This window comes from Acidisarcina sp. (assembly GCA_035539175.1).
In the GTDB taxonomy this organism is placed as follows: Bacteria; Acidobacteriota; Terriglobia; order Terriglobales; family Acidobacteriaceae; genus JANXZS01.
Map to the genome: position 1 here is coordinate 241,962 of DATLIY010000008.1, position 14,702 is coordinate 256,663.

Genomic DNA, 14,702 nt, shown 5'->3' on the forward strand with positions numbered 1-14,702 from the left:
CTACGTCTTATCTAGCTCGTCTGAGGCTGGGAATCCAATCGAGCGGCCTGATTACAAAGAAAAGCCGAACGAGCACTATGCATACAACTAGCATAGGCTCGTTCGGCTGTGAGTGGTAATGGTTTAGAAGTTCAACTTGAACTGCGCCATACCTCGTCGTTCCGTGTTGGCCATGTTCTTTATATCCGTGCCGAAGTTTGCATCCGTTATGGTTGTATCCGGCCCGCCATGGATCACACGATTTAGAACGTTAAAGTAAGTCATCCTCAGTTCCAGGTTGGTCTTCTCGCCAAAGAAGAACTTTTTGGCGACAGCTACATCTTCATTGAAGCCCCAAGGGGTACGAAGCGACGGAATCTCGCGCGGCGAGTTTCCGAGAGCATAGTTACCTGGATCCTGGAATGCGGCTGGATTGAGAACGAGTGTACCTGCATCAAGATTGTGATAGCCAAAGAACTGCTTGACGCCGGGGATGATATTTGCGCGATTTCCGCCACTCATCAGAGGATCTGAACTGGCACCGATCTGCATCGGTGTTCCTGAGTGGTAGGCAATCGTGGGACTGATCTGCCAGCCGCCCAGGACCTGACCGGCAACATTTTTCGTGTTCAGGAAGTGCTTCCCTGGACCGATCGGCAGTTCATAGGTACCAGCCAGCTTGAAGATGTGTGTCTGGTCGTTGTTGTCGACCGTCCACTCTGGAGACTGGTTGGCCTTATCGAGCGGCCGGGCCACGAAGGTAGTAAAGCCCGAGTTCGTGTTCGACATCATTCGGGAGAGGTTGTAACTGACAAGAGCGCTCAACCCGTTGCTGAAGCGGCGATCCAGTTCGATCTGCATTGCGTTGTATCTGGATGCACCACTGTAATCGAAATCGTTCGTGATGTTTCCAAATTGCGGGTAAGGACGCAGCGCCTGCCGAACGGTAGCATTGTCGCCCCACAGGTTTGAAAAGCCTATAAACGGCTCCGACAATCCAGCAGCCTTCGCATCTGGAGAGTTAATACTCTCAGTCAAAAGGCTTCCCAGCGAGAGATATTTCGAAGCCAGTTGGTTATAGGGGTTCATCTGACCGGAAAGATGAACACCACGGTTGGTGACGTACGCCACGTTCAAAAATAGGTTATGCGGAAGTTCGCGCTGCAAGCCTACGTTGAAGGCAAGCAGATATGGTGAACGTGTGCAGTTTTTGCAAAACGCATAAGCGTCCGTGCCATTTGCGATGTCGGCTGTAAATGTCTTGGCCGTAGGATAAGCCAGCACGTTGCCATCCCAGTTTCCATAGGTTGCCTTAGTGCTGCCTGAGCTGGGATCGGAAATGACGCCATTCAACAGGTTCCCGTAGTTCACGGCAACTTTGTTGGTTCCATACTCGTAACTTCCGCCATCCAGGTAGTTCTGTGAGAAGCCAGCGTTCAGCACCATCTTGTCGTTGATTTTGTAATCAAATCCAAGACGTGGGCTGAAGTGCGTCCATGTCGTATCGGCATGGTTCCAACCGACACAATTCGGGCATGTTCCCAGGCGGGAAGCAGCACCGGCAAGGTGACCCAAAGGATTCGGAACGGTTGGGTCGAAGAAGACAACGTTGTTGTTGTTTTCGGTAAAGGGCCGCATGATATCCCAGCGCACGCCCACATTGATGGTCAGTTTTGGATTGAGCTTGACCGCGTCCTGGATGTAAGGGGACACGTCCAGGTTGCGCAGGCGAAGTTCCGTGGTAATCGCACGATAGCGATGGTCCACCTGGCCGAGGAGGAAACTGGCAAATGAGCTTCCAGAAACGGGAGCATTTTGTTGACCAAAGGTGCTCGGGTCCTTGGTCGTATTTGCACTGAACCACAGTTTGCCCAGGCAGCTGCGGCATTCGCCATCGTCCTGGTAGGTGCGGCGGAATTCCCAGCCAATGTTGAAGGTATGACGGCCTCTGGTCCAAAGCCAGTTATTCGCAAAAGAGAGGCCGAGCTTACGATTGGTCGAAGTGGTTTCGCCATTATCACCGGCTGCGCCAATATCGCCTATGTCGTAAGACCCGTCGCCGAAGTTGAATGCCGGCATCTGCCCATCCGAGGCAACTAATCCCGAGAAATTTCCCTTCGGTGCGATGTTCTGCTCATTGTTCAGTTCGCCCATCCAGCCGGCACCGGCAGTCATCACTAGGTTCGGCGAAATTGCGTATGAGTAGTTCAGGAAGAAGCCCGTACCAAGTTGCGGCTGGTACTTCTCTCCAACCAGGGGATTCGTAGGAGCAAGTTGATTCTGATGGTAGTAAGAGGTGTACTTGTTTCTCCATTCGCTGTAGTGAATGGTCTGCCGGTTCGTAAGGGTCTGATCGATCGTGAACCCGAATTGATATTGCCGATTGGGGCTAACTCCGGCCTGGGAGTGCAGGTTGTTTGTGAAGGCTGCAACGCCAGTGGCTTGGATGTCCGGATTCGGGAAGTACTGCAGCAGCGAAGCGGAGTTCTTGCTGAAGCATGCCGTCGGAATCACGTTGTTGACAAATGGAGTTCCAGGCCGATTTCCGTTAGCCGTGCAATTCGAATTGCTCGGATTGAAGATCGGTATGACTTTACCGTTCTGATCGATGAAATTGCTGAAATCACCAGCCTTCATCGCCGTGGTTGGCACCGTCATGGTGCCGCCAGCACCTTGATTTAGCCGATCCCATTCCGTGGTGAAGAAGAAGAATGTCTTGTCTCTGCCATTGTAGACTTTGGGGATCCGAACCGGGCCACCCACCGAGAAACCGTAGTTGTGTTCCTTATCGACAGGAACTGTTGCATTGTAGGGGCCCTTTGCATCGAACATGTCGTTGCGCAGGATCTCAAATGCATCGCCATGGAGATCGTTGGTGCCAGTAGCGAAGCGATAGTTCACGCCGCCGGCGGCGAGTCCATACTGCGCCGAGAAGGTATCACGGACCACACTGAATTCGGACACCATTTCGAAAGGAGGATTGAGGATTGTCTGGTAGCCCTGGGTTTCAGATTGGGCAACCGGCACGCCGTTGAACAAAATTTCGTTCTGGAAATCCACGCCGCCGTTAATGCGGTGGCTGAAGGTATCTCCTGTTACTCCCGGCGCCAGGAAGATGAAGGCGTCGATCTGACGGCCGCGGCCACCACTGATGATGTTCGGCAATGCCTGCTCAAGAACAGGTTCCAGGGTAGTTGCCTGAGTAGGTGCTTCAGTGTTGAGCGAGATCAGGTTCGATTGCACTACCACCTGCTCATTGACCTGACCGGGATTGAGAGTGGCGTCTGCGTTTGAAACACGACTGGCTTCGACTCGCACACCCTGCTTGATCGAGGTCTGGAAGTTGGGCGCTGAGATCTTGACAGTGTAGGAGCCCGGATTCAAGTCACTCAGGTTGAAGGTGCCAGCTGCGCTGGTTGTTGTCGACTTCTCCACGTTGGTGTCAACGTTCGTCACCGTAACATTTGCTCCCGGAAGCGCTGCTCCAGAAGAATCGGTAACGGTACCGGATATGCCGCTCAGCGCCTGAGCACTCAGACGTGAGGGCATCGCAAGAAAGATGAGGGAACAAGTAAATACGACGAGTGCAAATCCAGAGACCAAAAGTCTGCAAGATTTGTACCGACGGTGTGGCTCGAATTGACGCCCGTTATCCATATGTTGGCTCCAAAAAAACTTCATTTGTTTCTGCACGAGGTTCCTGTTGCTCTCTAGTTAAGGCTTGTCCGATCTACGTCAGTACTGGTATGGTTTTCCCCGGCGATGGTCACGATATCACTTATGGCAACGTTTCCACAAGAAGATATTCAAAGAGCGCGTTCAGGGGCTTTTTCAAGCTCCCGGGAACCCGGGCAGAGAGCAGTAGAGCCCATCGATTTCCAAGTGCTTCTGAAGCGCGATGTGACAGCAAACACATTTGTTTAGGCCTCGCAAACGTATCGTCACGCAGTATGCATGAGCAGGACTGGGAGAGCATCGAAGATGAAACGACGTGAAGTTCTGAAAGGATTATCGATTGTTGCGGGAAGCGCACTTTGCACGAATCCTGCGTGGTCGATACTTGGGGCAGGGCAGCAACCAAAAGCAGGCGAGTCCTTTGCCGTACCGATTCGAGCACTGGCCAGGAAGGATGGCACGCTTTTGCAGCCGGTACAGCTGACCATCGAACACTCCGGTCCGGACGCTACAGCGATCACCAAGTTGAACGGTAGAGAGGTGGACAGCAGAGTCGTGTCCGCGGGCAAACATACCTTCAACGTTTTTACCAATCCGGTGATCTCTCCACAGCATGCGACCGTTGAAGTTGATATTGCCGGAAAGATGACTTCAACCACCGTGGCCCTGCAACCAGTTCGCAAGTTGGCCGTCTACATACTGCCGCACTCACACCACGATCTTGGCTACACGGATCTACAGGCCAACGTCGAAGAAAAGCAGATGGCGAATATCACCCGAGGAATTGAGCTGGCGCGCAAAACCGCCGCTTATCCAGAGGGCGCCAGATTTGTTTGGAATCTGGAAGTCCTCTGGGGTGCCGACCTCTTCATACGGCGCAAGTCGGCGGCGGAAAAGGCAGAGTTCCTCGAAGCGGTGAAAAAGGGATGGGTGAGCCTGAACGGCATGTATGCGAATGAGCTCACCGGCCTCTGCCGCCCGGAAGAACTTCTGCAGCTCTTTCGCTACTCATCCGAATTAGGCAACGAGTGCGGCATTCGAGTCGACTCCGCGATGATAAGCGATGTTCCCGGCTATACGTGGGGAACGGTGACGGCGATGGCGCAGGCGGGGATTCGCTATTTTTCCGCGGCGCCTAACTACTTCGATCGTATTGGCACGTTCATGGTGGAGTGGCAGGACAAGCCCTTCTGGTGGGTCTCTCCATCCGGCAAAGAGAAGGTACTTGTATGGGTGCCATGGACAGGCTACGCGATGTCGTCTGTGATGAAGATGAATCCGGAGTGGGTGGGCAAGTACCAGGATCGTCTCGATAGCGTTAAGTTCCCCTATGACATTTCCTACATTCGCTGGTCGGGCCATGGGGACAACGCCGAGCCGGATCCTGAAATCTCGGAGTTCGTTAAAGAGTGGAATTCAAATTACGAATGGCCGAGGCTTGAAATCTCTTCCACAAGCAAGGCGTTCTCCGAATTTGAGAGGAAGCACGGCAGTCAACTACCAGAATTCAGAGGCGACCTGACGCCTTATTGGGAGGACGGCGCTGGGTCCTCCGCGGTCGAAACTCGAATGAGCCGATTGGCCGCGGATCGCTTGAGCCAGGCAAGTGCGCTCTCCGCCATGCTGGCTCCTTCAGCGTACAAAGCCGCGAAGTTTAATGAGGCGTGGAGGAACGTTCTACTTTACTCCGAACACACATGGGGCGCCTGGTGCAGCGTTTCGGACTCTGAGAATCCATTCACCACGAAGCAATGGGACTACAAGCGCGAATTTGCGGTGGTGGCAAAGAAGGACTCCGAAAGCCTGTTAAGCGAAGCCTGCCTCCCATCTACAGCGAACCACGATCCCTCCGCAATCGATGTGCACAACACTACTTCCTGGGCTCGAAAAGAAGTGATTGTTCTCTCAAAGGAGATGTCGACTGGAGGAGACCGCGTCAAGGACGAGCACGGACGATCCATACCATCGCAGCGGCTCTCGACAGGAGAACTCGCCTTTCTGGCGGATGTACCGCCATTTGGAACTGCGCGATACCGAGTCGTTGCTGGAAAATCCAGCGCTCCTGCGACCCATGTTGCATTCAGAAATGGAGTGCTGGAGAACGGCATCGTGAGGGCGGGAGTCGACCCAGCGACCGGCAACATTGTGGAGCTTGCCCTGAAGGGAAAGACCGGAAATCTGGTCAACGTAAGCGGGGAAAAGGGAATTAACGAGTATCTGCTCCTTGAAGGAAAAGATCTCCAAAAGATTCAGAGCAGCGGTCCGGTCAAGATCAGTGTTGAGGAACCAGGTCCGCTGGTCGCCACGATCCGAATCGAGTCCTCCGCACCCGGATGCGACAGCCTGGTTCGTAAGATTCGCCTGACTGCAGAAGCGGACTGGCTGGAGCTCATCAATGTTGTCGATAAGAAGCGCACAGCGATGAACCCCCATCCGGGTAAAGGTGGGCCGGGCGATGAGTTTGCCCAGCGCGGAGCAAAGGAGAGCGTGCAGTTTGCATTCCCCTTTGCTGTGCCGGAAGGCAAGATGCGCATGGACATTCCGCTCGGCATGATGCGGCCTGAGACTGACCAGCTTCCAGGATCATGCAAGAACTGGCTGACCGTCGGTCGGTGGATCGATATCGCTAACACAAACCAGGGAGTCACGTGGGTATCGCTCGACGCGCCTCTGGTTGAAGTCGGCGGTATCACGGCAACCATGCTGGGCTCTCAAACGAACCCCACAATTTGGCGCGAGCATATCGAGCCTACTCAGAAGTTCTATTCATGGGTAATGAACAATCATTGGGGAACCAACTATCGCGCTTATCAGGAAGGCGTAGTAGAGTTCCGCTACGCGCTGCGTCCGCACAACGGATACAATCCCTCCGCGTCTAGCTGCCTGGCCATTGGACTCACGCAACCACTCCTGGCTTCTCCAGCGAGTGAAAAGCCGCCAGCCCCCTCACTGCTGCGGATCGAACCTGCAGATGTCCTGGCCGTGACATTCAAGCCCAGCGATGATGGCAAAGCCTGGATCGTAAAGTTGTTTGGCGCCTCAGGCGAGGATCGGAAGGCAAAGTTGACCTGGTCCACAAATACAGCTCCGGGTATGTGGATCAGCGATTCCAGTGAGCTGCCTCTGCATCCTGTTGAGCATGACAATGTCACGGTTGCTGCCTGGGACCTTGTGACTCTCCGCGCAGATCGCACCGCCTCGGAAGGATGACCAGTGGACAGCACAGTATCGGGCTTCGCTCTGGTGACTCTCGCGGCCATTACCAACGCAACATTTACACTGCCAATGAAGTTCACAAAGCGGTGGGCATGGGAGAATACATGGCTTGCCTGGACCATTTTTGCCCTGCTCGTACTGCCTCTGGTCGTTACAGTGCCTACAGTGCCGCAGCTCGGGTCGGTATACCGAGAGGTTGACCATTCCACCCTGCTGTCCGTCGCTGGGTTCGGATTTGGTTGGGGCATTGCCCAGGTCTTCTTCGGTCTCGCCGTAGAGTCGATTGGTATCGCACTCACCTTTTCGCTTGTTCTCGGCACTTCCGCTGCTGTGGGTACGCTGCTTCCTCTGGTTCGTTTGCATCCCGAGCGCCTGAATACTCCTGCGGGACACGGCCTGCTCAGCGGGGTGGGATTTTTGCTGATAGGCGTTGCGATCTGCGCTATCGCAGGGCGATACCGTGAGACGGCCCTGAAGATAGGCATGCCCTCGCAGCATACAGGGCACACCAAGGGTCTTGTACTTGCTATAGCCTGCGGGTTTGGCGCGTCGTTCATAAACTTCGGGCTAGCGTTTGGCGGTCCGCTTTTGTTGGCCGCACAGCGTCGGGGGGCCAGCGTCACAGACTCCGCAAACGCAGTATGGCTTCCCTTGATGGTCGCCGGCTCCATTCCAAATCTGATGTACTGCATGTATCGAATGCGAAAAAACAACACAGCCGACAAACTCGCCGATGGAAGATTTACTTATTGGCTGCTCGCGGCGACGATGGCCCTGCTCTGGTTCGGAAGCACGTGGCTATATGGAGCTGCGACGTCGCATCTTGGGGCTCTCGGTCCAATCCTCGGCTGGCCGCTTTTTATGTCTCTTATTGTGATCACCGCGAGTCTGCTGGGAGTGCTTACGGGAGAGTGGAAGCATGCGGGTCGAAAACCTCTGCTCATTCAACTAAGTGGTGTTGCAGTCCTGGTTGTTGCGGTTTTTATTCTTGCTGCAACCAGCAACAGGGTGTCCTGATGCTGTCCCTAAGTCATAACTCCAATTGTTATTGGAAATCATTATTTCTATACCGCATTTCTATTCTGCAGATTGAGAGAAACAGATGAAAGCACTCTCCCTCGACATGGGCGGGACACACATAGGATGTGCCCTCGTCGAAGATCGCAGGTTACTAGGCTCATTCACAATTCCTGCTCAGAGGGCGCAGAGCCTGGCCTCCATGCTGCCCCGCATCACAGATACTCTCCACTCGCTATTGCGCGCTAACACAACTCGCCCTGAAGACTGTGCCGGTATCGCGATCGGCTATCCCGGCATCGTTGACACGCGAACAGGCAAGATTTTTTCCACTCTTGAGAAGTATGAGGACGCACCGAATCTGGATCTCGAGGGCTGGAGCCGCGACACCTTCGGCCTCCCTCTCCGCCTGGAAAACGACGCCCGCATGGCCTTGCTGGGTGAACACTACGCGGGAGCCGCACAAGATTCTGAAGAAATTGTCATGATGACTTTGGGCACGGGGATCGGAGGCTCCGCTATGATGCATGGCAAACTTCTCCGCGGAGCACATCATCAGGCAGGATGCGTTGGAGGTCACATACCAGTCAGCTACAAAGGACGACGCTGTGCCTGTGGGAACATCGGCTGTGCCGAAGCAGAAGCTTCCGGGTGGTCGCTTCCTCTCGTAGCAAGGGATTGGCCGGGTTATGCCTCAAGCGTGCTCTCCCGCGCACCCGTGATCGACTTCCGCACTCTCTTTTCGGATGAGGTTAGAGACGACGCCGTTGTGCAGGAGATTCGTCAACATTGCATCGATGTCTGGTCTGCTAACGTGGTCGCAGGTATCCATGCCTATGACCCGGAGATTGTCGTGATTGGCGGAGGTGTTATGAAGAGCGCGCATCTTATTCTCCCGGCCATCCAGCAACACGTAAATCAACATGCATGGACCCCATGGGGTCATCCCCAAATACGCGCTGCTGCTCTTACTGAATGCGCGGGTTTCCTGGGCTCTATACCGCTCTTGTCGGAGGAGTTTGTTGCCGCCTGAATATCAGTCTTCCTACGACAAACATCCTTTTATTCCAATCGGCCCTGCGGAGGATTGCGCGACCGGCTGGGATCAAGTCGCAGACGCAATCGCGGCCCATACCAATACCGGCATACTTTGTGTTGAGTGTTATCCAGGCGTGTCGCTCGATGAGATCGAACAGGCTTTGCAATCGCATCTTCGACCCAGGGCCATCATCCGGGCGAGTGACAGCTATAAGTCCGCTGCTCAACTCGATGCGATCCTGCATCCGGTCCTCGGAGATGATCGAGTTTTTGGCCGGATGAACAGCATCGAAATATCGGATTACTTCGATCCCGAATTGCTTGCTCAACAACAACGCGCCATTCGCCAGATAGAAGGCCTCGTCGTTGTCCTGGGCACCGGCGCATCGCTGATCGCTACAGAGCCTTATACGTTGGTGTATGCGGACCTCGCTCGATGGGAGATTCAACTGCGCTGGCGTGCAGGCGGCCTCGCAAATCTCGGCCTTGAAAACTATTCAGACACCATCGGCAACAAGTACAAATGTGGCTATTTCGTGGAGTGGCGTGCTGCCGATCGACTCAAGCAATCGCTGCTCCATCGCATCGACTTCCTGCTTGACACCAACGTTGCCAACTCCCCAAAACTGATTGCGGGAGATGTCTTCCGCCGAGCCCTTCACATCGCCGCCCGCAGGCCGTTCCGGGTTGTCCCATATTTCGATCCCGGCCCATGGGGCGGCCATTGGATGGAAAGAGTCTGCGATCTGCCTCAGGATGCGCCCAACCATGCCTGGTGCTTCGACTGTGTTCCAGAGGAGAACAGCCTGCTCCTTGGCTTCGGCCAACTTCGGGTTGAAATTCCAGCGATTGACGTGGTCTTCGCAGAGGCCCGGCCACTGTTGGGTGAACATGTTTATCGCCGTTTTGGCGCCGAATTCCCTATACGATTCGATTTTCTCGACACCATGGGCGGAGGCAACTTGTCCCTGCAGGTTCACCCTCTGACGGAATACATACGAGACCATTTCGGCATGGCCTACACACAGGACGAAAGCTACTATGTTCTGGATGCAGACAAAGACGCTTGCGTCTATCTTGGCCTCAAAGAAGACGCCGACCCGGACTTGTTCCTGAGTGAGTTACGCGCCGCACAGAATGGCCAATCGTCGTTTTCCGCTGACTCATTCGTGAATGCATGGCCTGCACGCAAGCATGACCATTTTCTTATTCCCGCCGGCACCATTCATTGCTCCGGAAAAGATGTAATGGTTCTGGAGATCAGCGCAACACCGTATATCTTCACCTTCAAGCTTTGGGATTGGAACCGAACTGGTCTGGATGGACTTCCGCGTCCGATACATATCGATCGTGGAGCAGCTAACATCCAATGGAATCGCCGCACAAACTGGGTCAGAGAAAACTTGATTGACCGTGTTACGCCGTTATCCTCGGGCCCAGGATGGCGAGAAGAGTCGACTGGTCTGCACGAACGTGAGTTCATCGAAACCCGACGCCATTGGTTCAGCCAAACCGTATTGCATCACACAGAAGATAGCGTTAACGTACTCAATCTCGTTGACGGAGCAGAGGCAATCGTCGAAAGCCCGACCGGCGCCTTTTCGCCCTTCATCGTCCACTACGCGGAGACATTCATAGTTCCAGCATCGGTCGGCGCTTATACAATTCGCCCCTGCGGAAAATCGGAGGGGCAGGAATGCGTCACTATCAAAGCGTCTGTGCGTCAGTACTCCTGAAAGGCAAGCGACCTGTATCGCATAACGCTATTCCCGGTGCGATAATTGGCCGTCGGAGGAAAACGCGCCATGGCTGAAAAGCAACCCCTGCTTACTCCTCGAGAAGCTGCTCGCATGCTGAGTGTGAGTTACCCAACCATCAAGCAATGGATTTTGACTGGAAAGCTTAAGACAACAACAACCCCCGGAGGGCATCATCGCCTTTCCATGCGGTCGCTCAAGCCCTTTCTCAAGCATGAAAACGAAAAGCCCACAGCCAAGTCTAGAGACCGCTATCGCAAAGTGAGCGGTCGCAATCAGCTCTCTGGCAAGGTGCGGGACATAAAAGTGGATGGGCTGCTCGCGAAAGTCGTCCTTGATCTCGGAGAACATCAGATTACCGCCATCATCACGTCGGACGCGGTCCGCGAGATGCAACTCAAAAAAGGCGACAATGCGGCTGCGTTGATCAAATCCACCGAGGTCATGATCGAGAGAGTCTAGCTGGGCCTGGGCCCTCTTCTCCCTTCATCACACTCCCGGCCCGTCCTTCGCGTCGACATCATGCCCCCTTTTCTGGCGCTTCGTTGACTATACGTTTTCAGTCGACTACATTCATATAGTCTCAATTTGGGCCCCTCTTATTCGACAATAGATCTCTGTTGCTCGTGTGCAATCGAAGATCCGCCCCACTCCCCTTTCTTCCCCAAGGAGAGCCTGTGCAATCATCGTTGAAGACCGTCCTTCTACTCGTTGCAGCTTCCCTCTTCACCTCTGCGGCCGCGCACGGGCAAATCTCTGGCAGCCTCAAGGGCCGCATCACCGATAGCGCAAATGCGGTCATTGCAGGAGCACGCGTTACCGCCACGGAGGTAGACACGGGCCTATCGCGGACCGCTGTCAGTGCGCCCAATGGCGAGTATGTCTTTCCGCAACTGCACCCTGGCCTCTACCGCGTAACCGTGACGGCGAACAACTTCAGACAAATGATTCGCGAAGGCATCACGGTGCTGACCGGAGCTACGGATTCCGCAGATATGTCGCTTACTGTTGGATCGGCGCTCCAGAGCGTGACTGTGAGCTCAGATGTACCTCTCCTGCAATCTGAGACGAGCAACATTCAGACAACCATTCCCGGACACACGGTGACAGCGCTCCCGCTCAATGGACGCAACTTTGTGCAGCTTGCAACCCTGGCGCCCGGCGTCTCCCTGCCGCCAGGAACCGTCCTTCCACGCATCAACGGCGGCCGCCCGCGCACGAATGAATATCTCTTTGACGGGATATCCGCCTTACAGCCGGAACCAGGTCAGGTGGCATTCTTCCCTATCCTCGACGACATCCAGGAATTCACCGTGGAAGCCAACAACGTGCCCGCCGAGTTTGGCCGCTTTAACGGCGGAGTGGTCAACCTCTCCACCCGGTCTGGGTCGAACACGATCCACGCGAGCCTCTATGATTTCTTTCGCAACGAGGCTTTGAATGCGCGCAATTATTTTTCGCGCTACCCCGCGAGGAAACCGGAATACCGGCGCAACCAATATGGCGCCACTCTGGGAGCGCCAATACTGAGGAACCGGCTTTTCTTTTTCGGTGGCTACGAGGGAGAGAAGTTTCTCGAAGGCGTCACTCGGCTATCCACTGTACCAACAATGGCTCAGCGTCAAGGGATCTTCACGGGAGCCCATATCTATGACCCGTCAACGACGTTCTTCAATGGCAGCAGATACGTGCGCAAGGAGTTCCCGAACGATGTCATTGATAAGCCGTTCGATCCCACAGCGGCGGCTTTGTTGCGCCGCTTCCCGCTGCCAACAAACCCAACCGCAACGGCGAATAACTACACCCGAACGGCAAACGATGCTGTACATCAGAATCAGCTGGACGCCAGGATAGATGGCGCGTTTCGTCAAAAGGATCGGGCCTTCCTTCGCTACTCCTATTTCCATGAGGTCGAGCAGCCAGTAACTCCTCTACCCGATGGCAGCGGCGCGATCGTGGGCACGCTGCTGGGCACTGGAAATGTAGCAGGGCTATCGAATGTGACTGGTCAGCAAGCAGTCTTTAATGAGACACACACAGTCGGCGATCGTATGCTCAATGACTTTCGATTCGGTTACACGCGTCGCGCGAACGCGATCCGCGGAACAATATTGGGTGGAAGCGCATCGCAGGTACTTAGCATTCCGGGAATTCCGGAGAACGCCGCCTTCAGCAATGCGCTTCCGTCGTTCTTGATCACCGGCATCCAGCAACTTGGGCCGTCTGCTGGAACCTTCTCGCAATACCAGACAGCGGTTACGCAACTGGTTGATACCTTCTCATTCAACCACAGCGCACACGCAGTAAAGTTTGGCGCAGACCTACGCTGGTACCAATTGAATGCGATTGCGCCGCCAAGCCCCAGTGGATCGTTTGCCTTTACGACTACGGGAACCAATCAGCAAGGGGTGAACGGAACCGGAAATGCAATCGCAAGTTTTCTTCTTGGCCAGGTTGATAGTTTCCAGATCGATCTCCAGGGCAGCCGGATTCGCCCGCGTGACTTTATTGAAGAGTACTTTCTGCAGGATGACTGGAAGGCGCTCCCAAATCTCACGGTAAACGTCGGTGCCAGGTGGACGCTGCACCACCCCTCCACCGAGCGGAACAATCAAGGTGCTGTATTCAATCTTGCGACACAGCAGTTGCAGTATCTCGGGCGCGACGGTGTGCCACGAAGCGCACGCGAACTGCATTGGAATAACGTGGCCCCACGCATCGGTCTCGCATATTTGCTCAATCCCAGAACGGTGATTCGCAGTGGCTACGGAATCGTCTTTATCGATCAATCCGGAATCACCACCCCATTCACCACGCCGCAATTTCCTTTTATTCAGAACGTGGCGCAAAAGACGCAAGACAGCGTCAACGCAGCCTTTGCACTCTCTGCTGGCCCTTCTGTAGCGCCGCTCGCATTGACGCCGGATGCGGGATTAGGACAGAGCGTCTACACGGTCAAGCAAAGCCAGGGCTCAGGGTATACGCAGCAATGGAACCTTGCCGTGCAGCGGGAGTTGACCTCTAACCTCAGCTTTGAGGTTGCTTACGTGGGATCGCATATCATCCGGGTTGGAATTCCTGACAGCAACATCAACCAGCTCACGGCACAGCAGCTATCGCTCGGTGCCGCACTGCAGGCTCCGGTGGCGAATCCTTACTACGGACAGATTCCAGCCTCCTCGTCGATCGGCGGAAAGACGATCTCCTATGCACAATCGATCAAGCCATATCCGCGATTCCTGAACGTCGCGTATTACCGCAACAACACTGGGCAGACCAACTACAACGCCATCGAGGCGAAGGTAGAACAGAGGCTGTCTCAGGGACTCTCGATGCTCTTCAGCTATACCCATTCGAAGCTGATCGACGATGCGTCTGCCGTATTCTCATCGACCGTATTGTCTTCGCCGAATTCGAACAGCCTGGTTGCCGCCGATGCCTATCGGCCATACCTTGAGCGGGACTCCTCCACCGGAGACACGCCCAACGTCCTCGTTGCCAGCTCAACCTATCAACTGCCAACAGTTGCCACGCGCCATGCTGGCAGCTTTGGCCCTGGAAAAGCTCTGTTGCGAGGATGGGCCGTGAACGCAATTTTCACGATGCAGTCCGGCATGCCGGTGGCGATAACGCAAGCAACCAACACGCTCGCGTTCGCCGGTTTTGTGCTGCAAAGGCCCGACATCATCGGCAAGGTAAACCTGCCAGACGCGCGGCGAACTCCAGCCAGATTCTTTAACACCAGCGCATTTCAGGCGGCCAAGCCATTTGCGCTCGGAGATGCATCGCGCGATCCCGTAAGAGGGCCCGCATTTCGCGACCTTGACCTGGCGATGGTGAAGCACACCGCGCTCTCCGAAAAGACCGATCTCGAGTTTCGAGCTGAGGTATTTAACGTGACAAACACTCCAGCTTTCGGCCAGCCCAATGGCAGCTTTGGATCGCCTGCATTCGGAAGCATTGCAACGACAGTCTCCGATCCTCGCGTCGTGCAGTTTGCTATCCGGTGGAGCCGGTGAT

Annotated in this window: 7 protein-coding genes; 6 read left to right on the plus strand and 1 reads right to left on the minus strand. The window is 54.8% G+C overall.

The window, feature by feature from the left end:
* Window positions 1-123 precede the first annotated feature (123 nt).
* The gene (locus tag VM554_09150; protein HVJ08539.1) at window positions 124-3,660 is read right to left on the minus strand and encodes a carboxypeptidase regulatory-like domain-containing protein; all 3,537 of its coding nucleotides are present in this window, start codon (window positions 3,658-3,660) and stop codon (window positions 124-126) included.
* Between the two features lie 300 nt (window positions 3,661-3,960).
* Here VM554_09150 and VM554_09155 point away from each other — a divergent pair, with 300 nt between their 5' ends.
* The 6 genes from VM554_09155 (at window position 3,961) to VM554_09180 (ending at window position 14,701) form a co-directional block, all read left to right on the plus strand.
* Entirely contained in the window at window positions 3,961-6,864 is a 2,904-nt protein-coding gene (locus VM554_09155) for a glycoside hydrolase family 38 C-terminal domain-containing protein (GenBank protein ID HVJ08540.1), read from the plus strand.
* A 3-nt stretch (window positions 6,865-6,867) separates the two neighbouring features.
* Window positions 6,868-7,887 carry an L-rhamnose/proton symporter RhaT gene (locus VM554_09160; GenBank protein HVJ08541.1) on the plus strand — a complete coding sequence of 340 codons (1,020 nt, stop codon included), beginning with the start codon at window positions 6,868-6,870 and terminating at the stop codon, window positions 7,885-7,887.
* A gap of 85 nt (window positions 7,888-7,972) precedes the next feature.
* Window positions 7,973-8,920: an ROK family protein gene (locus tag VM554_09165; protein ID HVJ08542.1), complete on the plus strand. Its 948-nt coding sequence runs from the start codon at window positions 7,973-7,975 to the stop codon at window positions 8,918-8,920.
* On the plus strand, window positions 8,910-10,661 hold the full coding sequence (locus VM554_09170; protein ID HVJ08543.1) for a class I mannose-6-phosphate isomerase: 1,752 nt from the start codon (window positions 8,910-8,912) through the stop codon (window positions 10,659-10,661). The genes VM554_09165 and VM554_09170 overlap by 11 nt, the downstream gene beginning before the upstream one ends.
* Before the next feature lie 69 nt (window positions 10,662-10,730).
* Window positions 10,731-11,144 (plus strand): TOBE domain-containing protein, encoded by a 414-nt coding sequence (locus tag VM554_09175; GenBank protein ID HVJ08544.1) that lies wholly within the window; start codon window positions 10,731-10,733, stop codon window positions 11,142-11,144.
* Window positions 11,145-11,359: 215 nt separating this feature from the next.
* On the plus strand, window positions 11,360-14,701 hold the full coding sequence (locus VM554_09180) for a carboxypeptidase-like regulatory domain-containing protein (protein ID HVJ08545.1): 3,342 nt from the start codon (window positions 11,360-11,362) through the stop codon (window positions 14,699-14,701).
* Window position 14,702: the final 1 nt, after the last annotated feature.

Bases quoted from the DNA above. Each gene is read 5' to 3' on its own strand.
- VM554_09150 (HVJ08539.1), bottom strand. From the start codon at position 3,660: ATGAAGTTTTTTTGGAGCCAACATATGGATAACGGGCGTCAATTCGAG.
- VM554_09155 (HVJ08540.1), top strand. From the start codon at position 3,961: ATGAAACGACGTGAAGTTCTGAAAGGATTATCGATTGTTGCGGGAAGC.
- VM554_09165 (HVJ08542.1), top strand. From the start codon at position 7,973: ATGAAAGCACTCTCCCTCGACATGGGCGGGACACACATAGGATGTGCC.
- VM554_09175 (HVJ08544.1), top strand. From the start codon at position 10,731: ATGGCTGAAAAGCAACCCCTGCTTACTCCTCGAGAAGCTGCTCGCATG.